Annotated in this window: 22 protein-coding genes; 12 read left to right on the top strand and 10 right to left on the bottom strand. The window is 58.6% G+C overall.

Annotation, left to right across the window (positions count from 1 at the left end; all coding sequences use genetic code 11):
* Window positions 1–57: 57 nt before the first annotated feature.
* The 5 genes from pyk to gcl all read right to left on the bottom strand — a co-directional run bounded on the left by pyk (window position 58) and on the right by gcl (window position 6,693).
* On the bottom strand, window positions 58–1,473 hold the full coding sequence (gene pyk, locus ACOYXE_RS14360) for a pyruvate kinase (protein ID WP_460929721.1): 1,416 nt from the start codon (window positions 1,471–1,473) through the stop codon (window positions 58–60).
* Window positions 1,470–2,744: a glycerate kinase type-2 family protein gene (locus tag ACOYXE_RS14355; protein ID WP_405122074.1), complete on the bottom strand. Its 1,275-nt coding sequence runs from the start codon at window positions 2,742–2,744 to the stop codon at window positions 1,470–1,472. Before ACOYXE_RS14355 ends, pyk begins: the two co-directional genes overlap by 4 nt.
* Before the next feature lie 161 nt (window positions 2,745–2,905).
* Window positions 2,906–3,799, bottom strand: coding sequence for a 2-hydroxy-3-oxopropionate reductase (locus ACOYXE_RS14350; RefSeq protein ID WP_007919937.1), 894 nt, complete (start codon window positions 3,797–3,799; stop codon window positions 2,906–2,908).
* Window positions 3,800–3,956: 157 nt separating this feature from the next.
* On the bottom strand, window positions 3,957–4,739 hold the full coding sequence (gene hyi / locus ACOYXE_RS14345; RefSeq protein WP_160056860.1) for a hydroxypyruvate isomerase: 783 nt from the start codon (window positions 4,737–4,739) through the stop codon (window positions 3,957–3,959).
* Window positions 4,740–4,917: 178 nt separating this feature from the next.
* The gene (gene gcl / locus ACOYXE_RS14340; protein WP_008083509.1) at window positions 4,918–6,693 is read right to left on the bottom strand and encodes a glyoxylate carboligase; all 1,776 of its coding nucleotides are present in this window, start codon (window positions 6,691–6,693) and stop codon (window positions 4,918–4,920) included.
* 268 nt (window positions 6,694–6,961) lie between these two features.
* Between gcl and ACOYXE_RS14335 the strand changes: the two genes are divergently transcribed.
* Window positions 6,962–7,402: a GlcG/HbpS family heme-binding protein gene (locus tag ACOYXE_RS14335; RefSeq protein ID WP_160056862.1), complete on the top strand. Its 441-nt coding sequence runs from the start codon at window positions 6,962–6,964 to the stop codon at window positions 7,400–7,402.
* Between the two features lie 211 nt (window positions 7,403–7,613).
* A complete protein-coding gene (locus tag ACOYXE_RS14330) occupies window positions 7,614–8,072 on the top strand; it encodes an REP-associated tyrosine transposase (RefSeq protein ID WP_405122072.1) in 459 nt (152 codons plus the stop codon).
* A 131-nt stretch (window positions 8,073–8,203) separates the two neighbouring features.
* Here ACOYXE_RS14330 and ACOYXE_RS14325 read toward each other — a convergent pair whose 3' ends face one another.
* A complete protein-coding gene (locus ACOYXE_RS14325) occupies window positions 8,204–8,809 on the bottom strand; it encodes a TetR/AcrR family transcriptional regulator (protein WP_077571699.1) in 606 nt (201 codons plus the stop codon).
* Between the two features lie 135 nt (window positions 8,810–8,944).
* Between ACOYXE_RS14325 and ACOYXE_RS14320 the strand changes: the two genes are divergently transcribed.
* Window positions 8,945–9,859 (top strand): DUF808 domain-containing protein, encoded by a 915-nt coding sequence (locus tag ACOYXE_RS14320; RefSeq protein WP_160056864.1) that lies wholly within the window; start codon window positions 8,945–8,947, stop codon window positions 9,857–9,859.
* 181 nt (window positions 9,860–10,040) lie between these two features.
* Here ACOYXE_RS14320 and ACOYXE_RS14315 read toward each other — a convergent pair whose 3' ends face one another.
* Both ACOYXE_RS14315 and ACOYXE_RS14310 read right to left on the bottom strand, forming a co-directional pair.
* Entirely contained in the window at window positions 10,041–10,829 is a 789-nt protein-coding gene (locus tag ACOYXE_RS14315; protein ID WP_008087290.1) for an MlaA family lipoprotein, read from the bottom strand.
* Window positions 10,822–12,120 carry a serine/threonine protein kinase gene (locus ACOYXE_RS14310; protein WP_160056866.1) on the bottom strand — a complete coding sequence of 433 codons (1,299 nt, stop codon included), beginning with the start codon at window positions 12,118–12,120 and terminating at the stop codon, window positions 10,822–10,824. Before ACOYXE_RS14310 ends, ACOYXE_RS14315 begins: the two co-directional genes overlap by 8 nt.
* A gap of 224 nt (window positions 12,121–12,344) precedes the next feature.
* Here ACOYXE_RS14310 and ACOYXE_RS14305 point away from each other — a divergent pair, with 224 nt between their 5' ends.
* A complete protein-coding gene (locus ACOYXE_RS14305; RefSeq protein ID WP_460929716.1) occupies window positions 12,345–12,713 on the top strand; it encodes a hypothetical protein in 369 nt (122 codons plus the stop codon).
* A 107-nt stretch (window positions 12,714–12,820) separates the two neighbouring features.
* Here ACOYXE_RS14305 and ACOYXE_RS14300 read toward each other — a convergent pair whose 3' ends face one another.
* Entirely contained in the window at window positions 12,821–14,416 is a 1,596-nt protein-coding gene (locus ACOYXE_RS14300) for a glycoside hydrolase family 17 protein (protein ID WP_460929714.1), read from the bottom strand.
* Window positions 14,417–14,702: 286 nt separating this feature from the next.
* Between ACOYXE_RS14300 and ACOYXE_RS14295 the strand changes: the two genes are divergently transcribed.
* The 3 genes from ACOYXE_RS14295 to ACOYXE_RS14285 all read left to right on the top strand — a co-directional run bounded on the left by ACOYXE_RS14295 (window position 14,703) and on the right by ACOYXE_RS14285 (window position 17,762).
* Window positions 14,703–15,554, top strand: a complete 852-nt coding sequence (locus tag ACOYXE_RS14295) for a glycine betaine ABC transporter substrate-binding protein (protein WP_016987515.1) — start codon at window positions 14,703–14,705, stop codon at window positions 15,552–15,554.
* Between the two features lie 241 nt (window positions 15,555–15,795).
* Window positions 15,796–16,107 carry a DUF485 domain-containing protein gene (locus ACOYXE_RS14290; RefSeq protein ID WP_007919908.1) on the top strand — a complete coding sequence of 104 codons (312 nt, stop codon included), beginning with the start codon at window positions 15,796–15,798 and terminating at the stop codon, window positions 16,105–16,107.
* On the top strand, window positions 16,104–17,762 hold the full coding sequence (locus ACOYXE_RS14285) for a cation acetate symporter (RefSeq protein ID WP_122600285.1): 1,659 nt from the start codon (window positions 16,104–16,106) through the stop codon (window positions 17,760–17,762). The genes ACOYXE_RS14290 and ACOYXE_RS14285 overlap by 4 nt, the downstream gene beginning before the upstream one ends.
* A gap of 1,054 nt (window positions 17,763–18,816) precedes the next feature.
* On the opposite strand, the gene gltA is transcribed toward ACOYXE_RS14285, so the two are convergent.
* Window positions 18,817–20,106 (bottom strand): citrate synthase, encoded by a 1,290-nt coding sequence (gene gltA, locus ACOYXE_RS14280; protein WP_141126761.1) that lies wholly within the window; start codon window positions 20,104–20,106, stop codon window positions 18,817–18,819.
* Window positions 20,107–20,469: 363 nt separating this feature from the next.
* On the opposite strand from gltA, the gene sdhC reads away from it, so the two are divergent.
* The 5 genes from sdhC (at window position 20,470) to ACOYXE_RS14255 (ending at window position 26,781) form a co-directional block, all read left to right on the top strand.
* The gene (gene sdhC, locus ACOYXE_RS14275) at window positions 20,470–20,844 is read left to right on the top strand and encodes a succinate dehydrogenase, cytochrome b556 subunit (RefSeq protein WP_016773673.1); all 375 of its coding nucleotides are present in this window, start codon (window positions 20,470–20,472) and stop codon (window positions 20,842–20,844) included.
* Window positions 20,838–21,206 carry a succinate dehydrogenase, hydrophobic membrane anchor protein gene (gene sdhD / locus ACOYXE_RS14270; RefSeq protein WP_003222999.1) on the top strand — a complete coding sequence of 123 codons (369 nt, stop codon included), beginning with the start codon at window positions 20,838–20,840 and terminating at the stop codon, window positions 21,204–21,206. The genes sdhC and sdhD overlap by 7 nt, the downstream gene beginning before the upstream one ends.
* Window positions 21,207–21,209: 3 nt before the next feature.
* Window positions 21,210–22,982 carry a succinate dehydrogenase flavoprotein subunit gene (sdhA, locus tag ACOYXE_RS14265; RefSeq protein ID WP_008077944.1) on the top strand — a complete coding sequence of 591 codons (1,773 nt, stop codon included), beginning with the start codon at window positions 21,210–21,212 and terminating at the stop codon, window positions 22,980–22,982.
* 11 nt (window positions 22,983–22,993) lie between these two features.
* Window positions 22,994–23,698 carry a succinate dehydrogenase iron-sulfur subunit gene (locus tag ACOYXE_RS14260; RefSeq protein WP_008077942.1) on the top strand — a complete coding sequence of 235 codons (705 nt, stop codon included), beginning with the start codon at window positions 22,994–22,996 and terminating at the stop codon, window positions 23,696–23,698.
* A 251-nt stretch (window positions 23,699–23,949) separates the two neighbouring features.
* Window positions 23,950–26,781 carry a 2-oxoglutarate dehydrogenase E1 component gene (locus ACOYXE_RS14255; RefSeq protein WP_160056872.1) on the top strand — a complete coding sequence of 944 codons (2,832 nt, stop codon included), beginning with the start codon at window positions 23,950–23,952 and terminating at the stop codon, window positions 26,779–26,781.
* Window positions 26,782–26,804: the final 23 nt, after the last annotated feature.

Below are 26,804 nucleotides of genomic sequence, written 5' to 3'. Positions count from 1 at the left end.
GATGTACACAAATCAACTGTGGGAGCGAGCCTGCTCGCGAAGAGGCCGGTACAGGCGCTAAATCAATGTCTCGATCCGCAGCGAGTTAGTCGATCCGGGCTGCCCGAACGGCACGCCGGCAGTGATCAGCAACGTGTCACCACGCTCTGCCATGCCTTGCGCCTGGGCGATTTCCAGGGCGGTAGAGCAGACTTCGTCGACCTGACGCAGACGATCGTTGACCACCGAATGAATGCCCCACGCCACGCTCAAGCGCCGCGCGGTCTGCAGGTTCGGTGTCAGGTTGAGGATCGGCGCTTTCGGCCGTTCCCGCGCTGCACGCAGGCTCGATGCACCGGACTCGCTGTAGTTGACCAGCACCGCCACCGGCAGCACGTTGCTGATACGCCGGATCGCACAGCTGATCGCATCGGAAACGGTCGCTTCAGCTTTCGGCCGGCTGACGTCGAGTTGGGTCTGATAATCCGGACCGTTCTCAACCTGGCGAATGATCTTGCTCATCATCTGCACGGCTTCCAGCGGGTACTCACCGGAGGCGGTTTCCGCCGACAGCATCACCGCGTCGGCGCCTTCGGCCACGGCGTTGGCAACGTCCGTCACCTCGGCGCGGGTCGGAGCAGGAGAGAAGCGCATCGACTCGAGCATCTGCGTCGCCACCACCACCGGTTTGCCAAGTTCTCGGCAGGTGGTGATGATGTTTTTCTGAATCTGCGGCACGCTTTCGGCAGGTACTTCAACGCCGAGATCGCCACGGGCAACCATGATCGCGTCGCTCAGTTCAGCGATTTCACGCAATTGCTCGACGGCGGAAGGCTTCTCGATTTTCGCCATCAAAAAGGCTTTGTCGCCGATCAGTGCGCGGGCTTCGAGGATGTCTTGCGGGCGCTGCACAAACGACAGCGCGACCCAGTCCACACCCAGTTCCAGACCGAAGCTCAGATCGCGGCGATCCTTGGCGGTCAGCGGGCTGAGGTCGAGCACCGCTTGCGGCACGTTGACGCCTTTGCGGTCCGACAGTTCGCCGCCGTTGAGCACGGTGGTATCGATCGCGTCGGCGTATTTGGTGACCACGCGCAGACGCAGTTTGCCGTCGTCGAGCAGCAGATCCATGCCCGCTTCCAGCGCTTCGATGATTTCCGGATGCGGCAGATTCACCCGGCGCTCATCGCCCGGCGTCGCGTCCAGATCCAGACGGAATGCCTGACCACGATGCAGCTGCACCTTGCCGTCAGCGAACTTGCCGACGCGCAGTTTCGGCCCCTGCAAGTCCATCAGAATGCCCAGCGGATAGTTGAGCTGGCGCTCGACTTCGCGGATCCACTGATAGCGCTTGGCGTGGTCGGCGTGATCGCCGTGGCTGAAGTTCAGGCGGAAGATATTCACCCCGGCCTCGACCAGTTCACGGATGTCTTCGATGCCATCGACAGCAGGCCCGAGGGTGGCGAGGATTTTGACCTTTTTATCAGGCGTCATGATTTGCAGCTCTCAAGGATCAGAATGGCGCGGAAGTCGTTGACGTTGGTGCGGGTCGGCTCAGTGACGATCAGCGCATCGAGCGCCGCGAAATAGCCATAGCCGTTGTTGTTATCCAGTTCATCACTGGCGCTCAAACCGAGGGCGGCGGCGCGGGCGTAGCTGTCCGGAGTCATGATCGCGCCGGCGTTGTCTTCCGAACCGTCGATGCCGTCGGTGTCACCGGCCAGCGCATAGACGCCGGGCTGGCCTTTGAGATTGTCGGTGAGGCTCAAGAGGAATTCGGCGTTGCGCCCGCCACGGCCATTGCCGCGCACGGTTACGGTGGTTTCGCCGCCGGAAAGGATCACGCACGGCGCTGCCAGTGGCTGGCCGTGGTTGATGATCTGGCGGGCGATGCCGGCGTGGACTTTCGCCACTTCGCGCGACTCACCTTCGAGGTCGCCGAGGATCAGCGTGCTGAAACCGGCCTGACGGCATTTCACCGCAGCGGCATCCAGCGATTGCTGAGGACGGGCGATCAACTGGAAGTGGCTGCGCGCCAAGGATGGATCACCGGGTTTGACGGTTTCCGACTCAGGGCTTTGCAACCAGTTACGCACCGAAACCGGAATCTCGATGCCGTAGCGTTTGATGATCGCCAGCGCTTCAGCGGAAGTGCTTGGGTCGGCCACGGTCGGGCCGGAAGCGATAACCGTGGCGAGGTCGCCCGGTACATCGGAAATTGCGTAGGTATAAACAGTGGCAGGCCAGCAGGCCTTGCCCAGACGCCCGCCCTTGATCGCCGAGAGGTGCTTGCGCACGCAGTTCATCTCGCCGATGGTCGCGCCGGATTTGAGCAGGGCTTTGTTGATCGATTGCTTGTCGGCGAGGGTAATGCCTGCGGCCGGCAACGCCAGTAGGGCAGAGCCGCCACCAGAGAGCAGGAAGATCACGCGGTCGTCTTCGCTCAGGTTGCTGACCAGTTCGAGCACGCGTTTGGCCACGGCCAGACCGGCAGCATCCGGGACGGGATGCGCGGCTTCGACCACTTCGATTTTTTCGCACGGAGCGCCGTGACCGTAACGGGTCACAACCAGGCCAGAGACTTCACCCTGCCAGCTGCGCTCGACCACTTGCGCCATCGCGGCGGCGGCTTTGCCGGCACCGATGACGATCACCCGGCCGCTACGATCGGCGGGCAAATGGGCTTCGAGGACCTGGTTCGGATGGGCCGCGTCGATGGCTGTGGCAAACAGCTCGCGCAGCAGTTGTTGCGGATCGACCGACATGGCGGGCTCCCGGAATTCTTGTTATTCGAAAGGGCGGTAGAGATCCCTGTGGGAGCGAGCTTGCTCGCGAAAGCGATGGATCAGTCAATATCCATGTCGACTGACACGCCCTCTTCGCGAGCAAGCTCGCTCCCACAGGTTTTAAGCGGTGGGGCAGTGGCTTATTTGTTGTCGCGAATCGAGAAGTTGGCCATGTGTTCCAGACCCTTGATCAGCGCCGAGTGGTCCCAATTGCTGCCACCGATCGCCGCGCAGGTGCTGAACACTTGCTGGGCGTTGGCGGTGTTTGGCAGGTTGATGTTCAGCTCTTTCGCGCCTTGCAGGGCCAGGTTCAGGTCCTTCTGGTGCAGGCTGATGCGGAAGCCTGGATCGAAAGTGCCTTTGATCATGCGCTCGCCGTGCACTTCAAGGATTTTCGAGGAGGCGAAACCGCCCATCAGTGCTTCACGCACCTTGGCTGGATCGGCACCGTTTTTCGAAGCGAACAGCAGGGCTTCAGCGACGGCCTGAATGTTCAGGGCAACGATGATCTGGTTGGCGACTTTGGCGGTTTGACCGTCGCCATTGCCACCGACCAGGGTGATGTTCTTGCCCATGGCCTGGAACAGCGGCAGCGCGCGTTCGAAGGCATCGGCGTCGCCACCGATCATGATGCTCAGGGTCGCGGCTTTGGCGCCGACTTCACCACCGGACACCGGTGCGTCGAGGTATTGCGCGCCTTTCTCGTTGATCTTTGCAGCGAATGCCTTGGTGGCGGTCGGCGAGATCGAGCTCATGTCGATAACGATTTTGCCTTTGCTCAGGCCTGCGGCAACGCCGTCGGCGCGGAATAGTACATCGTCGACCTGCGGGGTATCCGGCACCATGACGATGATGAATTCTGCTTCCTGCGCGACTTCGCGCGGGTTGGCCAGGGCGACGGCGCCAGCGGCAACCAGGTCGGCCGGGGCGGCGTCGTGGTGCGCCGACAGGAACAGGCTGTGACCGGCTTTCTGCAGGTTCGAAGCCATTGGGTGGCCCATGATGCCGGTGCCGATAAATCCGATTTTAGCCATGAGAAAATCCTCTTGTTTTTGTCTTGCTCAAGCAAATAGGGGGGAAGCTGTTGCTTTTATGTAGGAGTGAGCCTGCTCGCGATTCAGGCGCTGAGGTACATCAGGTGTACCGAGGTGAATTCATCGCGAGCAGGCTCACTCCTACAGGGGATCTGCGTCAGATTGCGTTGTGCGTTTTCAGCCAGCCAAGACCTGCTTCAGTGGTGGTCAGCGGCTTGTATTCGCAACCCACCCAACCCTGATAACCGATGCGATCGAGGTGTTCGAACAGGAAGCGGTAGTTGATTTCACCGGTGCCTGGTTCGTTACGGCCCGGGTTGTCTGCGAGCTGCACATGGTTGATCTCGCCCAGGTGCGATTGCAGGGTGCGGGCCAGATCGCCTTCCATGATTTGCATGTGATAGATGTCGTATTGCAGGAACAGATTGGCGCTGCCGACCTGTTCGCGAATCGACAGGGCTTGCGCCGTGTTGTTCAGGTAGAAGCCCGGGATGTCGCGGGTGTTGATCGCTTCCATCACCAGTTTGATGCCCGCTGCCTGCAGCTTGTCGGCGGCGTATTTCAGGTTGGCAACGAAGGTCTTTTCCACGGTGGGATCGTCAACGCCTTGCGGACGAATACCGGCCAGGCAGTTGATCTGGGTGTTGCCCAGCACTTGTGCGTAAGCGATGGCCAGATCGACACCAGCGCGGAACTCTTCGACACGATCCGGCAGGCAGGCGATACCGCGCTCGCCCTTGGCCCAGTCACCGGCCGGCAGGTTGAACAGCACTTGGGTCAGACCGTTGGCGTCGAGCTTGGCCTTGATTTCGGCGGAGCTGAAGTCGTACGGGAACAGGTATTCGACACCGCTGAAACCGGCCTTGGCGGCGGCGTCGAAACGGGCAAGGAAATCCTGTTCGGTGAACAGCATGGACAGGTTGGCTGCGAAACGCGGCATGGTGGTCTCCTAAAAACGGATGTGACACGGTTGGTCAGACTGAACGCGATCAAGTCCCCTCTCCTGGGGGAGAGGGTTAGGGTGAGGGGGATCCTGAGTCTGATCCGAATTTTGCGATCACCGCAAAACCTTTCCCTCACCCCAGCCCTCTCCCATAGGGAGAGGGGGCTAAAAGCGATCAATCAAGCAGCGAAATCGCCGTTGGCGCATCGTTGCCGACCAGCGCCAGGTCTTCGAATTCGTTGACGGCGTTGATCTCGGTGCCCATGGAGATGTTGGTCACACGCTCCAGAATGATCTCGACGATCACCGGCACCTTGAACTCTTCGATCATTTGTTCGGCCTTGCGCAGGGCCGGGGCGATTTCCGAGGGTTCGAACACCCGCAGCGCCTTACAGCCGAGGCCTTCCGCCACTGCGACGTGGTCAACACCGTAACCGTTGAGTTCCGGCGCGTTCAGGTTATCGAAGGACAGCTGCACGCAGTAGTCCATTTCGAACCCGCGCTGGGCCTGACGGATCAGACCCAGGTACGAGTTGTTCACCACGACGTGGATGTACGGCAGTTTGAACTGAGCGCCGACCGCCAGTTCTTCGATCATGAACTGGAAGTCATAGTCCCCCGACAGGGCCACGACTTTGCGGTTCGGATCGGCCTTCACCACGCCCAGCGCTGCCGGAATGGTCCAGCCCAACGGGCCTGCCTGGCCACAGTTGATCCAGTGACGCGGCTTGTAGACGTGCAGGAACTGCGCGCCGGCAATCTGCGACAGACCAATGGTGCTGACGTAGCAGGTGTCCTTGCCGAACACCTGGTTCATTTCTTCGTAAACGCGTTGCGGTTTCACCGGCACGTTGTCGAAGTGGGTCTTGCGATGCAGGCTGGCTTTGCGCTGCTGGCAGTCTTGCAGCCAGGCACTGCGGTTTTTCAGCTTGCCGGCGGCTTGCCATTCACGGGCGACTTCGATGAACACGGTCAGCGCAGCGGCGGCGTCGGACACGATGCCCAGATCCGGGGTGAACACACGACCGATCTGCGTGCCTTCGATGTCGACGTGAATGAATTTGCGGCCTTCGGTGTAGACGTCAACCGAACCGGTGTGACGGTTGGCCCAACGGTTACCGATACCCAACACCACGTCGGATTTCAGCATCGTCGCGTTGCCGTAACGGTGCGAAGTCTGCAGACCCACCATACCGACCATCAGCGGGTGATCGTCCGGGATGGTGCCCCAGCCCATCAGGGTCGGGATCACCGGGATGCCGGTCAGCTCAGCGAATTCAACCAGCAGATCGCTGGCGTCGGCGTTGATGATGCCGCCGCCGGCCACCAGCAATGGACGCTCAGCCTGATCGAGCAAAGCCAATGCCTTCTCGACCTGAACGCGGGTCGCGGTCGGTTTGGCCAATGGCAGCGGCTGGTAGGCGTCGATGTCGAATTCGATCTCGGCCATCTGCACGTCGAACGGCAGGTCGATCAGCACCGGGCCTGGACGGCCGGAGCGCATTTCAAAGAAGGCTTTCTGGAACGCATACGGCACTTGGCCCGGTTCCAGAACAGTGGTCGCCCACTTGGTGACTGGCTTGACGATGCTGGTGATGTCGACAGCCTGGAAGTCTTCCTTGTGCATACGGGCGCGGGGTGCCTGGCCGGTAATGCAGAGGATTGGAATCGAGTCGGCCGAGGCGCTGTAGAGCCCGGTGACCATGTCGGTACCGGCAGGGCCGGAAGTGCCGATGCACACGCCGATGTTGCCGGCCTTGGTGCGGGTGTAGCCCTCGGCCATGTGCGAGGCGCCTTCAACGTGGCGAGCAAGGACGTGATCGATGCCACCGACTTTTTGCAAGGCGGAGTACAGCGGGTTGATGGCAGCGCCCGGGATGCCAAAAGCGGTATCAACCCCTTCACGGCGCATCACCAGAACGGCGGCTTCGATTGCTCTCATTTTGCTCATGGTTTTGTGCCTCTTTACGTTTTGTAATTGTATACAAGTGGCTTTGCGCAGAGTGTATTCACGGCGGACGGCGCAGGTCAATCCATTTTCTCAAGCGCCTGTTTCATTCGTCGGAAGCCTTTATGACTGTGGCTTTTCGTCGCATGTGGCGCTTTTCGAGAATTATTGTATACAAAAAAATAACTCATTGTGTTCTATTTGTTGCATCGAGCTGCGGCAGAAAAGCGCAGCCCCACGACTTTCCCTATAACAAAATGAGGACGGCACCATGAGCGCTTTAACCTTGAAAGTCGCAGTCAACCTGGTCAACGAAGCCATCAATGCAGGGCGCCGCATCAACGCCGCGCCGCTGACCATCGCGGTACTTGATACCGGCGGCCACCTGATCACCCTGCAACGTGAAGACGGCGCGAGCCTGTTGCGCCCGAACATCGCCATCGGCAAAGCCTGGGGCGCGATCGCCTTGGGTAAAGGCTCGCGCCTGCTCGCACTCGACGCGCAACAACGCCCAGCGTTTATTGCCGCACTGAACAGCATGGGCCAGGGCAGCGTCGTGCCGGCACCGGGTGGTGTGTTGATTCGTGATCAGGCAGGGAATGTGCTGGGCGCAATCGGGATCAGCGGGGATTTGTCGGATATTGATGAGCAGGTGGCGATAAAAGCGGTGGAGGCGCTGGAGTTGCGGGCGGATGCGGGGGTGGCTGCTTGATCTTTAACGTCTGACCGAAAGTCATCGCTGGCAAGCCAGCTCCCACAAGGTTCTCTGTCGTATTGAGATTTTGTAACCAATACAAAACCCTGTGGGAGCTGGCTTGCCAGCGATGGCGGCCAGACTGACACATCATGAAAAAAGACAGATCCAGCCAAATAGATCGCTGAGGTCTAGCCTTTTGATGAACTCATCATGAAGGGGTAATGGATTGCCTGATCTTCCTGCTTCACATCGCCTGCGAGCCGGCCGCTATGCCGAGCCGAATCGAATCTATTTACTGACTACCAACACACTTGGTCGAGAACCGATCTTTGCCGATTTTGCTTTGGGCAGATTGGTCGTTCATCAGTTTCGTCGTGCGCAAAATCTTGGACTAGCAAAGTCACTGGCCTGGGTTGTTATGCCGGATCATTTTCACTGGCTGATCGAACTGGAAAATTGTTCGCTCAAAAAACTGATGCGCGAAACCAAGTCGCTGGTTACGCGGGAAGTGAATATGTCCATCCACCGGAAAGGACCGCTTTGGCAGCAGGGTTTCCACGACCGTGCGCTGCGGCGGGAAGAGGATCTGGTGAAAATGGCGCGATATATCGTAGCTAACCCTTTACGGGCGGGACTCGTCGAAGAGATTGGCGACTATCCGCTGTGGGATGCAGTCTGGCTTTAACAATTTTGAATGGAGTTGCCTCCATCGCTGGCAAGCCAGCTCCCACAAGGATTTGTGTTGGTTGCTAAATCTGAATTCAACACAAAAACCTGTGGGAGCTGGCTTGCCAGCGATGGCGTCTCCGCAAAACTTCAGTCCGGCTCACAGCCTTTCAACACCAACCGGATAATCGTCTGCGCCGCCGCTTCATAATCCGCCTCGTCCAGCTTGTCCTTCCCTGTGATGGCAGAAATCTGCCAGTCGAAGTCGGCGTAGGTCTGGGTCGCGGCCCAGATGCTGAACATCAGGTGGTTGGGGTCGATCGGGGCGATCTGGCCGCGATCGATCCAGCTCTGGATGCAGTCGATGTTGTGCTTGGCCTGGCCGTTGAGCTGCTCGACCAGGTCGGCGCTCAGGTGCGGGGCGCCGTGCATGATTTCGCTGGCGAATACTTTCGATGCGAAGGGCAGGTCGCGGGAGATACGGATCTTCGAGCGGATGTAGCCGCTCAGCACTTCGCTCGGTACGCCGTCCGGATTGAAAGGCGTCGAGGCCTGCAAAATCGGCACGATGATGCTTTCCAATACCTCGCGGTAGAGGTTTTCCTTGGACTTGAAGTAGTAGTAGACGTTGGGCTTGGGCAATCCCGCCTTGGCGGCGATGTCGCTGGTTTTGGTCGCAGCGAAGCCCTTGTCGGCAAACTCCTCACTGGCGGCACGCAGGATCAGTTCTTTGTTGCGCTCGCGGATTGTGCTCATAAACCCGGTGGTTCCTTGCCTGTTCTGGCGGTTGCGCATGGTAGCACCGGCCTCGCGCAGCGCTCAAGAATGCCCCGCGTGGTCTACGGTCGCGTTATGCTTCGCAACATTCATACATAAAAGGAAACAGGATTCATGGCAGGAAGCAGTTTGCTGGTGCTGGTCGACGATATTGCCACCGTGCTGGACGACGTGGCGTTGATGAGCAAAATGGCCGCCAAGAAGACCGCCGGCGTACTCGGCGATGATCTGGCGCTCAACGCCCAGCAGGTCTCCGGCGTACGTGCCGAGCGGGAAATTCCCGTGGTCTGGGCCGTGGCCAAGGGCTCGTTCGTCAACAAGCTGATTCTGGTGCCATCGGCGCTAGCGATCAGTGCGTTCGTGCCGTGGCTGGTGACGCCGCTGTTGATGGTCGGTGGTGCCTATCTGTGTTTCGAGGGCTTCGAGAAGCTCGCGCACAAGTTTCTGCACAGTGCGGCTGAAGATGAAGCCGAACATGCGCAACTGACTGAGGCGGTAGCGGATCCGGCGACGGATCTGGTGGCGTACGAGAAGGACAAGATCAAAGGCGCGATTCGCACCGACTTCATCCTCTCGGCAGAGATTATCGCGATCACTCTGGGCACCGTGGCAACTGCCTCGCTGACTCAGCAAGTGATTGTCATGTCCGGCATTGCGATTGTGATGACGGTGGGCGTTTATGGCCTGGTGGCGGGCATCGTCAAACTCGACGACCTCGGCCTGTGGCTGACGCAAAAGCCTGGGCAGTTTGCGAAAAAAGTCGGCAGCGCCATTCTCAGCGCCGCGCCATACATGATGAAAACCTTGTCGGTGGTCGGTACGGCAGCGATGTTCCTGGTCGGCGGCGGCATCCTCACTCACGGCGTGCCGGTGGTGCATGACTGGATTGAAGGCGTAGGCGCAGCGGCCGGCAGTGTCGGGTTTGCGGTGCCGATGTTGCTCAATGGTGTCGCGGGGATTATCGCTGGGGCAGTGGTGTTGGCGGTGGTTTCCGTTGTCGGCAAAATCTGGAAATCTCTGAAAAACTGACATTCAACACAAAACCCCTGTAGGAGTGAGCCTGCTCGCGATAGCGGTGTGTCAGCACTGCAAATGGTGGCGGGTAGACCGCTATCGCGAGCAGGCTCACTCCTACAGTTTGATCTTTGTTGCGACATGAAAAAGGGCCATTCGACTCGCATCGAATGGCCCTTTTTGTACCTGCCGAAAACTACTCGGCGATCTGCAACTTACGCGCCTCGGTATACACGTAACGCACCTTCTCGTACTCGAACGGCGAGTTCATCTGGCCATAACGGAAGCTGGTCTGATAACGCTTGTCGACCGCACGCAGGGCCCAGACTTCCGGATGGTTGGAGCTGACTTCCGAGACGTTGAGGAAGTTGATCGCCGATTCAGCGGTGTAATCGACAGCAAGGCCTGCAGTGTCGCGGATGTTCGACGGGCCGAAGATCGGCAGCACGAAGTAGGCACCGCCCGGTACACCGTAGAAGCCCAGGGTCTGACCGAAGTCTTCGCTCTGGCGCGGCAGGCCCATGGCGGTGGCCGGATCCCACAGACCGGCGATGCCGATGGTGGTGTTGAGCAGCAGGCGCGCGGTGGTTTCCATCGAGCGCTGGCCTTTGAACTGCAGCAGGCTGTTGACCAGGTTCGGCACGTCACCGAGGTTGTTGAAGAAGTTGCTCACGCCCGTGCGCAAAAAGCTGGGTGTGATGTAACGGTAGCCATCGACCACCGGCAGGAACACCCATTGGTCGAAGCGATAGTTGAAGTGGTAAACCCGGCGGTTCCACGATTCCAGCGGATCGTAGACGTTCAGCGCGTTGAGCGTCGAGCGCTCGAACTCGCGTTGATCCAGCCCCGGGTTGAACTTGAGTTTGGACAGCGGTTCCTTGAAGCCGTCGCTGTCGACGACCACCGGCGCGTTGGCTTTACTGTTGTCGGCCTGGGCCACGCCTGCGCAGAGGAGCGCTGCCATCAGCAGGAGATATTTAGCCACGGAAGAACTCCAGCATGGCGTCGCTGTTGACGCGGTAGTTAATGTTGCCGCAATGGCCGCCCAGAGGGTAAACGGTCAGGCGATCACCGAAGGTCTTGCGCAGGAAACCGAGGTCGCCCGGGCCGAGGATCACGTCGTCGGCGTTGTGCATCACGGCGATTTTCGGGCTGTCGTGCAGGTAATCCTTGAGCGCATACAGGCTGACCTGATCGATCAGTTGCAGCAGGCTGCCGCCGTCGGTGCGCGCGCGCCACATCGGGATCACCTGATCGGTCAGGTAGCAGTCGAAGTCGCACTGCAGCGCACGCTTGAGGAACGGCGTGAGGCTGGTGCCTTCGGTGATCGGGAATTTCGGCGGGGTGATCAGGCCACGGCGGTTGATCAGGTCCGAGGTGAACGCAATGTCGGCCGCCGAGAAGCGGAACGAGGTGCCGATCAGCATCGCCATCTGTTCGTTGGTCAGGTGCTGCTTGGACTGCTGGAAGTCGTAGAGCAGCGCATCGTTGAGGTCGATGTAGCCTTTCTGCTGGAAGTAGCGGGTCAGCTTCGACAACACCAGCTCATAGAATGTCGTGCTGGTGTTGATGCCTTTAACTTCGGTTTGCACCAGTTTGTCGAGATTGGTGATCGAGGTGTAGAGGTTGACCGGCGGATTGAGCAACAGCACTTTCTTGAAGTTGAAGCTGCGGCGCGTCTCGTCCAGATGCGCAACGAACGCGGCATCCAGAGCGCCGAGGCTGTAACCGGTCAGGTAATACTCGGTGACTGGCAGCTTGGGATTTTGCGCGCGAACGGCTTGCATCACCCGGTACATGTCTTCGGCGTCTTCCTTGGTCACGCCCGGCGTGGCGAAACGCGAGGCCGCGCTGATGAAGTCGAAACTGGTCGGCGACGACAGTTGCACAACGTGGTAGCCGGCCTTGTAGTAAAGCTTTTTCAGGTATTCGTTGAGCGTGCTGTCATAGCGCGCGCCGGTGCCGGCGATCAGGAAGATCAGCGGTGCCGGCTTGTCCTGGGTGGCGATGCGGTAGGTGAGCTTTTTCACCGCCCAGAAGTTGTCCGGCAGGATGAACTCTCGTTCCGGACGCAACGTCAAGCTGCGGTCCGACTGATTGATGTCGTCGTCCAGCGGCAATTCCGGGCGCAAGTCCGGCGGCGTCGTGGCGATGGTCGCCTCGAACGGGTTGGTCAGGGGATAGCCATAACTGGCGGCATCGATATCCACCGCCAGTGCGGACGCACTCAAAATAAGGCCGCTGAACAGCGCGGCGAAGCGCAAGGAACGGAGCATGACTAGATCCCTTAGAGGAAGGTGCCGAATGAAGTTCGCAGGCTATGACCACCGGGGTTGCGCCAAAGTGCCATGCTGCGGCACCAAACAGGCAGAATTCGGAGTAATAGTAGCTGGACGATACACTTTGCACGCCCTGAATGAACAGTTAACAGTTGTTAGTTCTTGCACACGGCTGGCGGCAGATTAAGCTGGCCGCCGATTTCCGAAGATTGGAGTGTTTCATGTCCCACCGTTTTCCCGTGATTTTGCTGCTCGTTCTGTTGCCGTTGTGGCTGGCCGCCAGTTATGGCGCGCGTTATGGCTTTATGGAAGATGGGCAGTGGGTCGGTATCTGCGTGGATGAGGCCAGCCGCTGGGAATGTCAGGTGCGTTCGAACCTGGGCTTGATGATTCATTTCAAGGTGTTGGGCTGGACGGCGCTCGGCGCGGCGCTGATCGGTTTCGTGTTGCCCGGGCGGGCAGGGTGGTGGCTGGCGGTGCTGGCGCTGGTGTTCGGCGTGCCGGCACTGGCGTTGTACAACACCACGTTGGCGGTGTTTGCGTTGGTGATTGCCGGGTTGCGTCTGGTCCGCGAGTCCCGTAGCGCCTGACAGGCAGTCTTCGCGAGCAGGCTCGCTCCCACAGGGGATTTGTGAACGCCACAGATCCAATGTGGGAGCGAGCCTGCTCGCGAAGAGGCCTGATGCCACTCTGAAGATCAGAGGCTGCGAACCCGCAGGCAGCGCCAAAGGGCAGCCACCATCAACACACCCACCAACGCCCAACCCCACGCCTGCTGATTCTGCAACCCTTCCTGATACAGCTGCGGCGCAATCCCCGCGCCGACAATAAACGTCAGCAGGGCAATTTCCCGGCGCGGCACGCTGACCGGACGGCACAGATAAACCAGCGCCGGCAGCACGAACGCCATGCTCGCAAAGCTGCGATAACGCGGATCGAACACCATCTCCAGCATCATCACCGCAGCGGCAAAGCCTGCTGCCGCGACCAGCCAGCCCGCGCGGCGCTCCAGTAGATTGAACGCCCGCTCACGCCAGCCGGCACGCGCGCTCAGCGTCAGCGCAGCGTGTGCCAACACCAACAGATTCAACGCCGTCAGCAAACCGACCCACAACCACTCACTGGCAAACCGCGTAGTCACCCGCGCCAGATCACCCCAAGCGCCAATCGAGCAGGCGGCGAGGGCACCCAGCAGCGGCAACACCAGCGCCGAGCGCGTCGTGCGAACGCGACCGCCGAGCATCAGTGTGCCAAGAAAAATCAAACCACCGACCGCCAGCCATTCCTTCCAGTACGGCACGTTGGTCACCGGCCCGGCGAGCACGCCTTTGTCCTGACGATCCGCGTCGAACAGCCCCCAGTAACCGCCGACCGCGCCCTCACTGCCGCGCTTCCACGGCTGGTCAAACGCTTCGATCAGGTTGTAATGCCAGCCCTCCTTCTCGGCCATCGCGACAAAACCACGAATGAATTTGGCCTCATTGACCCGACTCGGCAGGGCGGTCTCGCGCTGACGGCCTTCGCTCGGCCAGCCGGTTTCGCCGATCATTACGTCCTTCGGTGCGAACTTATTGCCGAACACTTGGCGCACATCCGCGACATGTTGCAGGGCGACGTCGATGTTTGACGGATCATCTTCCCAGTACGGCAGCAGGTGAATGGTCAGGAAGTCCACCGCCGGCGCGATTTCCGGATGCTTGAGCCAGAACTCCCAGACATCGGCGTACGTCACCGGTTGCTTGACCTGACTTTTGACCTTGTTGATCAATCGGGCCAGTTGCGCGCCGGTGACTTCCTTGCGCAGCAGCGCCTCGTTGCCGACGATCACCGCGCTGACCACGTCCGGGTTGGCGTTGGCCGATTTGATCAGCAGGTCGACTTCTTTCTCGGTGTCCACCGGATTGCTGTTGACCCATGCGCCGATCATCAATTTGAGACCATGTTTGCGCGCCAGATCCGGCAGCGCTTCGAGGCCCGTCATCGAATAAGTGCGAATGCACTCAAAGCGTGTCGCCAGCAATGCGAGATCGGCGTCCATGCGCTCCGGGCGCAGCTTGAACGGCACGTCGAACGGTGATTGGTCTTTATCGAACGGGGTGTAGGAGGCGCACTGCAATTTATGCGTCGGGGTCGCAGCGTCGGGCAGGATCACCGGTTGGCCGAGGCCGTACCAGAAGCCCCCGAGGGCAAACAGCCCAAGCAGGCAGGCGAAGAGATAAGGCAGAAAGGGAAAACGGGAAGTCGCGGACATGGTCAGGCCGAGTGGCTGCAAAGCGACGCATGTTACCTGCATTTATAGAGGGGTTGGTGGCCCGCATGATTTGTACATGCAAAGTTCGGGCGGATTGTCTGGCGTCAAATATTCGGGCGCCATTAATGGCCTTGTGATGTCGTTTCTCGTTGTCTTGAGGTCGCTGGCAGAGCAGGTCGACTGCCGCGTGAGGTTGATGATCAAGCCATCAGTGCTCCGCTGATGTTCTAACGAGTTTGCGGTCAGGCGTGATGGGGGCGCCGTGCACCATAACAATACGTTGACGCCGCCCGTCATCCGTCGGGCGCAGCATTTCGGGGAAGTAACGATGAAGATGCGACGACTTTTAGGCGCAAGTGCTGCTCTGGTGCTTGCGATGAGTTCCACGTTCGCCAGTGCAGAAAAACAGACCCTGAACATCGGTTACGTTGACGGTTGGTCCGACAGCGTCGCGACCACCCACGTGGCGGCCGAGGTGATCAAACAGAAACTCGGCTACGACGTGAAACTGCAAGCCGTTGCCACCGGGATCATGTGGCAGGGTGTTGCCACCGGCAAGCTCGACGCCATGCTCTCCGCCTGGCTGCCAGTGACCCATGGCGAGTACTGGACGAAGAACAAGGATCTGGTCGTCGACTACGGCCCGAACTTCAAGGATGCGAAAATCGGCCTGATCGTGCCGGAGTATGTGAAAGCCAAGTCGATCGAAGACCTGAAAACCGATGACACCTTCAAAAATCGCATCGTCGGTATCGACGCCGGTTCGGGCGTTATGCTCAAAACCGATCAGGCGATCAAGGATTACGGCCTCGACAAATACAGCCTCAAAGCCAGTTCTGGCGCCGGCATGATTGCCGAGCTGACCCGTGCCGAGAAGAAAAACGAATCCATCGCGGTCACCGGTTGGGTGCCGCACTGGATGTTCGCCAAGTGGAAACTGCGCTTCCTCGACGACCCGAAAGGCGTGTATGGCGCGGCTGAAACCGTGAACAGCATCGGCAGTAAAGAACTCGCGACCAAAGCACCGGAAGTGGCCAAGTTCCTGAAGAACTTCCAGTGGGCGTCGAAAGACGAAATCGGCGAGGTCATGCTGGCAATCCAGGACGGTGCCAAGCCTGACGCAGCGGCGAAAGATTGGGTCGCCAAGCACCCGGATCGCGTGGCTGACTGGACCAAATAACCGCAACACCGCTGTACCCCTGTAGGAGTGAGCCTGCTCGCGATAGCGTCCTGTCAGTTGATGAAAATGTCGACTGATACGACGCCATCGCGAGCAGGTTCACTCCTACAGTTGTTTTGTGTGTACCGGAAATTGGCAAAAGTGTCATGGCGTTCTACTACTAAGGTCGTCTGTTACCGCTCCCGCAGCCGCATACATTAGCTATGTTCCAACAATAATCTGTGCTGCGAGGATAAAAACAATGAACGACAGCATTTACCTCTCGATTCAAAACAGTCCCCGATTCAAGGAGCTGGTGCGAAAAAGGGAAAAGTTCGCCTGGATACTCTCGGCGATCATGCTCGGGCTTTACTCTGGCTTCATCCTTCTGATCGCTTACGGGCCGCATATTCTGGGCGCGAAACTCAGTCCGGAATCCTCGATTACCTGGGGTATTCCGATCGGTGTCGGACTGATTCTTTCGGCATTCATCCTCACCGCTATCTATGTGCGCCGCGCCAATGGCGAGTTTGACGACCTGAACAATGCGATTCTCAAGGAGGCTCAGCAATGATCCGGCGTCTACTGGCTTTATTGAGTGTTGCGGCTTTCGCGCCGAGTGTCTGGGCGGCTGACGCGTTGACGGGGGAGGTGGCCAAACAGCCGCTGAACATTCCGGCGATCCTGATGTTCGTCGCCTTCGTTGGCGCGACGTTGTACATCACCTACTGGGCCTCGAAGAAAAACAACTCGGCGGCCGACTACTATGCGGCGGGCGGCAAGATCACCGGTTTCCAGAACGGTCTGGCGATTGCCGGTGACTACATGTCGGCGGCGTCCTTCCTGGGGATTTCCGCGCTGGTGTTCACCTCCGGCTACGATGGCCTGATCTACTCGATCGGCTTCCTGGTGGGCTGGCCGATCATTCTGTTCCTGATCGCCGAGCGTCTGCGCAACCTGGGTAAATACACTTTTGCCGACGTGGCGTCCTACCGCCTCGGGCAAACCCAGATCCGCACCCTATCGGCCTGCGGCTCGCTGGTGGTCGTGGCGTTCTACCTGATTGCGCAAATGGTTGGTGCCGGCAAGCTGATTCAGCTGTTGTTCGGTCTGGACTACCACGTTGCGGTGATTCTGGTCGGTGTGCTGATGTGCATGTACGTGCTGTTCGGCGGCATGCTGGCGACCACTTGGGTACAGATCATCAAGGCTGTGCTGTTGCTGTCCGGTGCCTCGTTCATGGCGCTGATGGTCATGAAGCACGTAGGCTTCGACTTCAACACGCTGTTCTCCGAGGCGATCAAGGTGCACGCCAAGGGCGAAGCAATCATGAGCCCCGGCGGTCTGGTCAAGGACCCGATTTCGGCCTTCTCGCTGGGTCTGGCGCTGATGTTCGGTACGGCTGGCCTGCCACACATTCTGATGCGCTTCTTCACCGTGAGTGACGCAAAAGAAGCTCGCAAGAGCGTGCTCTACGCAACTGGCTTCATCGGTTACTTCTACATCCTGACCTTCATCATCGGCTTCGGCGCGATCCTGCTGGTCAGCACTAACCCGGCCTTCAAAGATGCTGCTGGCGCGCTGTTGGGCGGCAACAACATGGCGGCGGTGCACCTGGCCAACGCAGTTGGAGGCAGTATCTTCCTCGGCTTTATCTCGGCGGTGGCGTTCGCGACCATTCTGGCGGTTGTTGCCGGTCTGACGCTGGCGGGTGCTTCGGCGGTTTCTCACGACCTGTATGCCAGTGTGATCAAAAAGGGCAAGGCGAACGAGAAGGACGAGATTCGTGTCTCGAAGATCACCACCATTGCCTTGGCGGTGCTGGCGATTGGCTTGGGCATCCTGTTCGAAAGCCAGAACATTGCGTTCATGGTTGGCTTGGCGTTCTCCATCGCGGCGAGTTGCAACTTCCCGGTGCTGTTGCTTTCGATGTACTGGAAGAAGCTGACCACTCGTGGGGCGATGATTGGCGGCTGGTTGGGTCTGGTCAGTGCCGTTGGTTTGATGGTGCTTGGGCCGACCATCTGGGTGCAGATTCTGCATCATGAGAAGGCGATCTTCCCTTACGAGTATCCGGCGCTGTTCTCGATGATCATTGCTTTTGTGGGGATCTGGTTCTTCTCGATTACCGATAAGTCGGCGGCTGCGGACAAGGAGCGGGCGTTGTTCTTCCCGCAGTTTGTGCGTTCGCAGACGGGGTTGGGGGCGAGTGGGGCGGTTTCGCATTGATGGTTTGATGGTTTTTTAATGTTGTGCTGAATGCCCCGGTTGAAAGATCGGGGCGTTTTTATTGGGCGGTTATCGGCTAGAGCTGTGTACATATCCGTTGCTGCGGTAACGGCTTCTTAGGGTTTCGCCCTTACGGCGACTCACTTTTTTTCAAACGCCAAAAAAAGTAAGCAAAAAACGCTTGCTCCTACGTGCGGCCCGCTCGCTGGGGCTCGGGGTTCCTTCGCTGCGGGATCGATCCGGGCGCAGCGCCTACGGTTTGCTTCGCTGCACCTCCTCTCGCTGTGTTTGGCTGCGCCAAACGGTCGCTGCGCTCCCACGCCCGGATCAATCCCTCCACTCAGCCTTCCGACGTCGTCTTACAGATCAAGAGCTGCAGCCGAGCTAACGCTCATCCTGTTGAGTGATGAAGAGCACGGGTATTCGGCTTGGGGTTTGTGTTGGAGCTGCCCCTCACCCCAGCCCTCTCCCGAGGGAGAGGGAGCCGATTTTTGCGCTTTTCAACATCTGAGTTCAACTCGATATCCAAGTCGGCGTATCTCTTCCAGTCCACGCGGTCAGTCCCCTCTCCCTCTGGGAGAGGGCTAGGGTGAGGGGCTCTTGATCTGGCTTGTGATCTTGCTTTGGCTTTGGCTTTGGCTTTGGTTCTTGATCTTTTGCCCCATCGGCAGGCCGAGCGTAGGTGTTCATCCGGGGGGAGGCGCGCAGCGCCGTGCGGCGCAGCCGCACACATCGAGAGGAGGTGCAGCGAAGCAAACCGTAGGCGATGCCCCCGGATGGACACCGTAGCGAGGGAACACTGAGCCTAAGCGAAGTGCCGTACGCCAGGGGCAAAGCCTTTTGGTTCCTTTTTGGCGTTTGAAAAAGGGACTCGCTGTAAGAGCGAAACCGCCAGCGGCAGCACCCGAAAAACGGATATGCCCCCAATCCCAATCCCAATCCCAATCCCCAATCCCCAATCCCCAATCCCCAATCCCCAGACAAACAAAAACGGCCCCTATATAAATAGAGGCCGTTCCCGGTACAACATTAAGACTTCATCGCAAGACAAATCTTATTTACGGTCTTCCAGCTTGGAAATATCACGCGACTCGTAACCAGTGTACAGCTGACGCGGACGGCCAATCTTGTACGGGCTGGAGAGCATCTCTTTCCAGTGCGAAATCCAGCCAACAGTACGTGCCAGCGCGAAAATCACGGTGAACATGCTGGTCGGAATGCCGATCGCCTTGAGGATAATCCCCGAGTAGAAGTCGACGTTCGGGTACAGCGAGCGTTCGATGAAGTACGGGTCAGTCAACGCAATCTCTTCCAGGCGCATGGCCAGTTCGAGTTGCGGATCGTTGTTGATGCCCAGTTCCTTCAGTACTTCGTCGCAGGTCTGCTTCATGACAGTCGCGCGAGGGTCGCGGTTCTTGTAAACGCGGTGACCGAAGCCCATCAGTTTGAACGAATCGTTCTTGTCCTTGGCCTTGGCGATGAACTTGTCGATGTTCGACACATCGCCAATCTCGTCAAGCATGGTCAACACGGCTTCGTTCGCACCACCGTGGGCAGGGCCCCACAGCGCGGCGATACCGGCGGCGATACAGGCAAACGGGTTGGCACCCGAAGAACCGGCCAGACGCACGGTGGAGGTCGACGCGTTCTGCTCGTGGTCGGCGTGGAGGATGAAGATGCGGTCCATGGCCTTGGCGAGTACCGGGCTGATCGGTTTGATCTCGCACGGGGTGTTGAACATCATGTGCAGGAAGTTTTCCGCGTACGTCAGGTCGTTGCGCGGGTACATCATGGGTTGGCCCATGGAGTACTTGTAAACCATCGCTGCCAGGGTCGGCATCTTGGCAACCAGACGGATCGCGGAGATTTCGCGATGCTGCGGGTTATTGATGTCGAGGGAGTCGTGGTAGAAGGCCGAGAGGGCGCCGACTACACCGCACATGACGGCCATCGGGTGGGCGTCGCGACGGAAACCGTTGAAGAAGGTTTTCAACTGCTCGTGAACCATGGTGTGGTTTTTCACGGTGCTGACGAACTGGGCCTTCTGTTCTGCGGTCGGCAATTCGCCGTTGAGCAGCAGGTAGCAGGTTTCCAGGTAGTCCGACTTTTCAGCCAGTTGTTCGATCGGGTAGCCGCGGTGCAACAGAATGCCGTTGTCGCCGTCAATATAGGTGATCTTCGATTCGCACGAGGCGGTCGACATGAAACCCGGGTCGAAAGTGAAGCGGCCCGTGGCCGTCAGGCCCCGAACATCGATTACATCGGGACCAACGGTGCCGGTTAAAATGGGCAGCTCGACGGGGGCTGCGCCCTCGATGATCAACTGCGCTTTTTTGTCAGCCATGTGGCCTCCTATTTATGCTTGAACCATCAGACAGACCCCCCACGCAGGGCCCGCACCACTATAGTGAGATAAATTCGAATGTCAATTTGCCTAAAGTCTTGCTCCAGAAGGCTTTAAGCGCACTTTTTCCTCGAAATTGACTGCCATTTACGCCTTTTATGCAACTTGTGCAATCAGCTATTGGGGGTAGGTGATTGCGTTGTCATTAGTAGCCTAACTGTCTATACTCGGCCACCGACCGCCAAGGGCTTTTGGGCTTGCTTTCATTGGGGGTCGCATCCCTGGGTGGTGGTTACCTGACCAGTGCACTCCCCAACAACTTTGCCCTGATTGTTAGGGGCTCTTCAGTGTGAAAAAAAAGCCGTGAAAAGCCAACGACCTGTAAACCTAGACCTAAGGACCATCAAACTCCCAGTCACTGCTTACACGTCCATTCTTCACCGTATCTCCGGTGTCATCCTCTTCGTGTGCCTTGCCATCATGCTTTATGCATTGGACAAGTCGCTGAGCTCCGAGGAAGGCTTCGGTCAGGTGAAAGCGTGTCTGACCAGTCCGCTAGCCAAGCTAGTGATTTGGGGCATCCTGTCCGCTCTGCTGTATCACCTGGTAGCCGGTGTGCGCCATTTGATCATGGACATGGGCATCGGTGAGACGCTGGAAGGCGGCAAGCTGGGCTCGAAAATCGTTATCGCCGTTTCCGTGGTGGTAATCGTTCTGGCAGGAGTTTGGATATGGTAACTAACGTCACGAACCTGTCGCGTTCGGGCCTCTATGACTGGATGGCGCAACGTGTGTCTGCGGTCGTTCTCGCGGCTTACTTCATCTTTCTGATCGGATACGTCGTGGCCCACCCTGGCCTCGAGTATGCCCAGTGGCATGAACTGTTCGCCCACAACGGAATGCGTATTTTCAGCCTCCTGGCCCTTGTTGCTCTCGGCGCTCACGCCTGGGTCGGCATGTGGACCATCGCGACTGACTACCTGACGCCAATGGCGTTCGGCAAGTCCGCGACGGCTATACGTTTCCTTTTCCAGGCAGTATGCGGCGTTGCGATGTTCGCTTACTTCGTCTGGGGTGTGCAGATTCTCTGGGGTATCTGAGTCATGGCTAACATTCCAACGATTTCTTTCGACGCCATCATTATTGGTGGTGGCGGTGCCGGCATGCGCGCGGCGCTGCAACTGGCACAGGGCGGTCACAAGACTGCCGTGATCACCAAGGTTTTCCCGACCCGTTCGCACACTGTATCCGCTCAGGGCGGTATCACTTGCGCAATCGCGTCCGCTGACCCGAATGATGACTGGCGCTGGCACATGTACGATACCGTCAAGGGTTCCGACTACATCGGTGACCAGGACGCTATCGAATACATGTGCCAGGAAGGCCCTGCTGCCGTTTACGAGCTGGACCACATGGGCATGCCGTTTTCGCGTACCGAACAAGGCCGCATCTATCAGCGTCCGTTCGGTGGCCAGTCCAAGGACTACGGCAAGGGCGGTCAGGCTGCACGTACTTGCGCGGCTTCCGACCGTACCGGTCACGCGCTGCTGCACACCCTTTATCAGGGCAACCTGAAAGCCGGCACCACGTTCCTGAACGAGTACTACGCTGTCGATCTGGTGAAAAACCAGGAAGGCGACTTCGTCGGTGTGATCGCGATCTGCATCGAAACCGGCGAAACCACCTACATTCGCGCTAAAGCCACTGTATTGGCTACCGGCGGTGCAGGTCGTATCTACGCTTCCACCACCAACGCCCTGATCAACACCGGTGACGGCGTCGGCATGGCTCTGCGTGCTGGCGTGCCGGTACAAGACATCGAAATGTGGCAGTTCCACCCGACCGGCATCGCCGGCGCCGGTGTACTGGTTACCGAAGGTTGCCGTGGTGAAGGTGGTTACCTGATCAACAAGCACGGCGAGCGTTTCATGGAGCGTTATGCTCCGAACGCCAAAGACCTTGCCGGTCGTGACGTGGTTGCTCGCTCGATGGTTAAAGAAATCATCGCCGGCAACGGTTGCGGTCCGAATGGCGACCACGTACTGCTCAAACTCGACCATCTGGGCGAGGAAGTGCTGCACAGCCGTCTGCCAGGCATCTGCGAGCTGTCGAAGACTTTCGCACACGTTGACCCGGTTGTTGCTCCGGTTCCGGTTGTTCCGACTTGCCACTATATGATGGGCGGCGTTGCCACCAACATTCATGGTCAGGCGATCACCCAGGACGCTGAAGGCGTCGACAAGATCATCCCTGGTCTGTTCGCTGTGGGCGAAGTGGCTTGCGTATCGGTTCACGGTGCCAACCGTCTGGGCGGCAACTCGCTGCTCGACCTGGTGGTATTCGGCCGCGCTGCCGGCCTGCACCTGGAAAAGGCGCTGACCGACGGCATCGAATACGACGACGCTACCGAAGCCGACATCGAAGCTGCCCTGTCGCGTCTGAACGCGCTGAACAGCCGTACCGACGGTGAAGATGTGGCAACCCTGCGTCGCGAGCTGCAGAACTGCATGCAGAACTACTTCGGTGTATTCCGTACTGGCGAATACATGCAGAAAGGTATCGCTCAGCTTGCTGACCTGCGTACCCGTATCGCCAACGTGAAAATCAACGATAAGTCGCAGGCGTTCAACACTGCCCGTATCGAAGCGCTGGAACTGCAAAACCTGCTGGAAGTGGCTGAAGCTACCGCCATCGCGGCTGAAGTACGCAAGGAGTCGCGCGGTGCTCACGCCCGTGAAGACTTCGAAGACCGTGACGACGAAAACTGGCTGTGCCACACCCTGTACTTCCCGGGTGACAAGCGCGTCACCAAGCGTGCCGTGAACTTCTCGCCGAAGACTGTTCCGACTTTTGAACCTAAGATTCGGACTTATTAAGGGTGGCCGCCATGTTGCAAGTCAGCGTTTATCGTTACAACCCTGATCAGGACGCCGCGCCGTTCATGCAGGAATTCCAGATCGATACCGGTGGTAAAGATCTGATGGTGCTGGACGTACTGGCCCTGATCAAAGAACAGGACGAAGGTTTCTCCTATCGTCGCTCTTGCCGTGAGGGCGTTTGTGGTTCCGACGGCATGAACATCAACGGCAAGAACGGCCTGGCGTGCATCACGCCGCTGTCTGCCGTTGTAAAAGGTAACAAGTTGGTTGTTCGTCCACTGCCAGGTTTGCCGGTTATCCGTGACCTGGTTGTCGATATGAGCATCTTCTACAAGCAATACGAGAAGGTGAAGCCTTACCTGCAGAACGACACGCCGGCTCCGGCCATCGAGCGTCTGCAGTCGCCAGAAGAGCGCGAAAAGCTCGACGGTCTGTACGAGTGCATCCTGTGCGCTTGCTGCTCGACCTCTTGCCCGTCCTTCTGGTGGAACCCGGACAAATTCCTGGGTCCAGCTGCACTGCTGCAAGCTTATCGCTTCCTGGCAGACAGCCGTGACACCAAGACCAACGAGCGTCTGGCTTCACTCGATGACCCGTTCAGCGTCTTCCGCTGCCGGGGCATCATGAACTGCGTCAACGTATGTCCGAAAGGCCTGAACCCGACTAAGGCCATCGGTCACATCCGTAACATGCTGCTTTCGAGCGGCGTGTGATTCAGCTGCTGTAACCGCTGCACCGTAGAGGCTGTGGCGCGGGCTTCAACCCGCGTCATGGCTATAACCAGAGCAGTAGCCATAAGCTGCGGCTCTTATTTTGAAGAAATGAGACAAGCAGGGGCATCCGGGCTGGTACCCGGACTATCAGTGTGATCCTAAGTGGCTTGTTTTAGTCGCTGCATTCGGACTTCTGCAAGTTTGCTCGGTGTCGACATCGATGGTGTTCCCCTAACCGAGGGTGACCAAGCATGCAAGAAAGCGTGATGCAGCGCATGTGGAACAGCGCCTACCTTTCAGGTGGAAACGCTGCCTATGTGGAAGAGCTTTATGAGCTCTACCTGCACGACCCTAACGCTGTGCCAGAAGAGTGGCGCACCTACTTTCAGAAGTTGCCTGCCGACGGCAACTCTGCCACTGATGTTTCGCACTCGACAATTCGCGATCATTTCGTGCTGCTGGCAAAGAACCAGCGCCGCGCTCAACCGGTTTCCGCCGGCAGCGTGAGCAGTGAGCACGAGAAGAAGCAAGTTGAAGTGCTGCGATTGATCCAGGCCTACCGTATGCGTGGCCACCAGGCAGCCCAGCTTGACCCGCTGGGGCTGTGGCAGCGTCCTGCACCTGCAGACCTGTCGATCAATCATTACGGCTTGACCAATGCCGATCTTGATACGACCTTCCGTGCCGGCGACCTGTTCATCGGCAAAGAGGAAGCGAGCCTACGCGAAATTCACGAAGCGTTGCAGCAGACATATTGCCGCACCATCGGCGCTGAATTTACGCACATCACCGATTCCGAGCAGCGCCAGTGGTTCCAGCAGCGTCTGGAAAGCGTGCGCGGTCGTCCGACGTACTCCGCCGACATCAAGAGCCACCTGCTTGAGCGCGTGACTGCCGGTGAAGGCCTGGAAAAATACCTGGGCACCAAATACCCGGGCACCAAGCGTTTCGGTCTGGAAGGCGGCGAAAGCCTGATTCCGATGCTCGACGAACTGATCCAGCGTTCCGGTTCCTACGGCACCAAGGAAGTTGTCATCGGCATGGCCCACCGTGGTCGTCTGAACGTGCTGGTCAATACCTTCGGCAAGAACCCGCGCGAGCTGTTCGACGAGTTCGAAGGCAAGAAGAAGGTCGAGCTGGGTTCCGGTGACGTTAAGTATCACCAGGGCTTCTCGTCCAATGTGATGACCGCCGGCGGTGAAGTTCACCTGGCCATGGCGTTCAACCCGTCCCACCTGGAAATCGTTTCCCCTGTGGTAGAAGGTTCGGTTCGCGCCCGTCAGGATCGTCGTAACGACCCGACCGGTGAGAAGGTTCTGCCGATCTCCATCCACGGTGACGCTGCATTCGCAGGTCAGGGCGTGGTCATGGAAACCTTCCAGATGTCGCAGACCCGCGGTTTCAAGACCGGCGGTACCGTGCACATCGTGATCAACAACCAGGTTGGTTTCACCATCAGCAACCCGCTGGACTCGCGTTCCACCGAGTACGCCACCGACGTTGCCAAGATGATCCAGGCGCCGATCCTCCATGTGAATGGTGATGATCCGGAAGCCGTGTTGTTCGTGACCCAGCTGGCCATCGACTACCGCATGCAGTTCAAGCGTGACGTGGTCATCGATCTGGTCTGCTACCGTCGTCGCGGCCACAACGAGGCCGACGAGCCAAGCGGCACCCAGCCTCTGATGTATCAGCAGATCACCAAGCAGCGCACCACTCGTGAGCTGTACGCTGATCGTCTGACCCAGGGCGGTGTACTCGACGCAGAGCGTGTTCAGGCGAAAGTCGACGAATACCGCAACGCGCTGGACAACGGTCTGCACGTAGTGAAATCGCTGGTCAAAGAGCCGAACAAAGAGTTGTTCGTGGACTGGCGTCCGTATCTGGGCCACGCCTGGACTGCGCGTCACGACACCCGCTTTGATCTGAAGACCCTGCAAGAACTGTCCGCCAAGCTGCTGGAAATTCCAGAAGGCTTCGTGGTTCAGCGTCAGGTTTCGAAGATCTACGAAGACCGTCAGAAGATGCAAGCCGGCGGCCTGCCGATCAACTGGGGTTACGCCGAAACCATGGCGTACGCGACCCTGGCGTTCGAAGGTCACCCGATCCGCATGACCGGTCAGGACATCGGCCGCGGTACGTTCTCGCACCGTCACGCTGTGCTGCACAACCAGAAAGACGCGGGCACCTACATTCCGCTGCAGCACCTGTACGACGGTCAGCCACGCTTTGACCTGTACGACTCGTTCCTGTCGGAAGAAGCGGTACTGGCGTTCGAATACGGTTACTCGACCACCACGCCGGATGCGCTGGTGATCTGGGAAGCCCAGTTCGGCGACTTCGCCAACGGTGCACAGGTTGTAATCGACCAGTTCATCACCAGCGGCGAGCACAAGTGGGGCCGTCTCTGCGGTCTGACCATGTTGCTGCCACACGGTTACGAAGGTCAGGGCCCTGAGCACAGCTCGGCACGTCTTGAGCGTTACCTGCAACTGTGCGCCGAGCACAACATTCAGGTAGCGGTACCGACCACGCCAGCACAGATCTACCACTTGCTGCGTCGTCAGGTGATTCGTCCGCTGCGCAAGCCGCTGATCGTGCTGACTCCAAAGTCGCTGCTGCGCCACAAACTGGCCATCTCGACCCTGGAAGATCTGGCCGAAGGTTCGTTCCAGACCGTGATCCCGGAAATCGATACCCTGGACCCGAAAAAGGTCGAGCGTGTTGTTCTGTGTAGCGGCAAGGTCTACTACGACCTGCTGGAAAAACGCCGTGCCGAAGGCCGTGAAGATATCGCCATCGTGCGTATCGAGCAGCTGTACCCATTCCCTGAGGACGACTTGAAAGAAGTCCTGGCTCCATACACCAACGTCAAAAATGCCGTTTGGTGTCAGGAAGAGCCGATGAACCAGGGCGCCTGGTACTGCAGCCAGCACCACTTGCGTCGCAGCATCGGGAACCTCGACAAGTCTCTCGTACTTGAGTACGCGGGCCGTGAGGCTTCTGCTGCCCCAGCTTGTGGTTACGCATCGATGCACGCCGAGCAACAGGAAAAACTCCTGCAAGCCGCGTTTACCATTTAATGCCTTCGCGCACCTGAAACCGA

The organism is Pseudomonas sp. MC6 (assembly GCF_054790575.1).
Note: the sequence above shows the minus strand (reverse complement) of the source record. Positions and strands in the feature narration are given on the sequence as shown.

Bases quoted from the DNA above. Each gene is read 5' to 3' on its own strand.
- pyk (WP_460929721.1), bottom strand. From the start codon at position 1,473: ATGACGCCTGATAAAAAGGTCAAAATCCTCGCCACCCTCGGGCCTGCT.
- ACOYXE_RS14355 (WP_405122074.1), bottom strand. From the start codon at position 2,744: ATGTCGGTCGATCCGCAACAACTGCTGCGCGAGCTGTTTGCCACAGCC.
- ACOYXE_RS14350 (WP_007919937.1), bottom strand. From the start codon at position 3,799: ATGGCTAAAATCGGATTTATCGGCACCGGCATCATGGGCCACCCAATG.
- hyi (WP_160056860.1), bottom strand. From the start codon at position 4,739: ATGCCGCGTTTCGCAGCCAACCTGTCCATGCTGTTCACCGAACAGGAT.
- gcl (WP_008083509.1), bottom strand. From the start codon at position 6,693: ATGAGCAAAATGAGAGCAATCGAAGCCGCCGTTCTGGTGATGCGCCGT.
- ACOYXE_RS14335 (WP_160056862.1), top strand. From the start codon at position 6,962: ATGAGCGCTTTAACCTTGAAAGTCGCAGTCAACCTGGTCAACGAAGCC.
- ACOYXE_RS14325 (WP_077571699.1), bottom strand. From the start codon at position 8,809: ATGAGCACAATCCGCGAGCGCAACAAAGAACTGATCCTGCGTGCCGCC.
- ACOYXE_RS14320 (WP_160056864.1), top strand. From the start codon at position 8,945: ATGGCAGGAAGCAGTTTGCTGGTGCTGGTCGACGATATTGCCACCGTG.
- ACOYXE_RS14310 (WP_160056866.1), bottom strand. From the start codon at position 12,120: ATGCTCCGTTCCTTGCGCTTCGCCGCGCTGTTCAGCGGCCTTATTTTG.
- ACOYXE_RS14305 (WP_460929716.1), top strand. From the start codon at position 12,345: ATGTCCCACCGTTTTCCCGTGATTTTGCTGCTCGTTCTGTTGCCGTTG.
- ACOYXE_RS14300 (WP_460929714.1), bottom strand. From the start codon at position 14,416: ATGCAGGTAACATGCGTCGCTTTGCAGCCACTCGGCCTGACCATGTCC.
- ACOYXE_RS14295 (WP_016987515.1), top strand. From the start codon at position 14,703: ATGAAGATGCGACGACTTTTAGGCGCAAGTGCTGCTCTGGTGCTTGCG.
- ACOYXE_RS14290 (WP_007919908.1), top strand. From the start codon at position 15,796: ATGAACGACAGCATTTACCTCTCGATTCAAAACAGTCCCCGATTCAAG.
- ACOYXE_RS14285 (WP_122600285.1), top strand. From the start codon at position 16,104: ATGATCCGGCGTCTACTGGCTTTATTGAGTGTTGCGGCTTTCGCGCCG.
- gltA (WP_141126761.1), bottom strand. From the start codon at position 20,106: ATGGCTGACAAAAAAGCGCAGTTGATCATCGAGGGCGCAGCCCCCGTC.
- sdhD (WP_003222999.1), top strand. From the start codon at position 20,838: ATGGTAACTAACGTCACGAACCTGTCGCGTTCGGGCCTCTATGACTGG.
- sdhA (WP_008077944.1), top strand. From the start codon at position 21,210: ATGGCTAACATTCCAACGATTTCTTTCGACGCCATCATTATTGGTGGT.
- ACOYXE_RS14260 (WP_008077942.1), top strand. From the start codon at position 22,994: ATGTTGCAAGTCAGCGTTTATCGTTACAACCCTGATCAGGACGCCGCG.
- ACOYXE_RS14255 (WP_160056872.1), top strand. From the start codon at position 23,950: ATGCAAGAAAGCGTGATGCAGCGCATGTGGAACAGCGCCTACCTTTCA.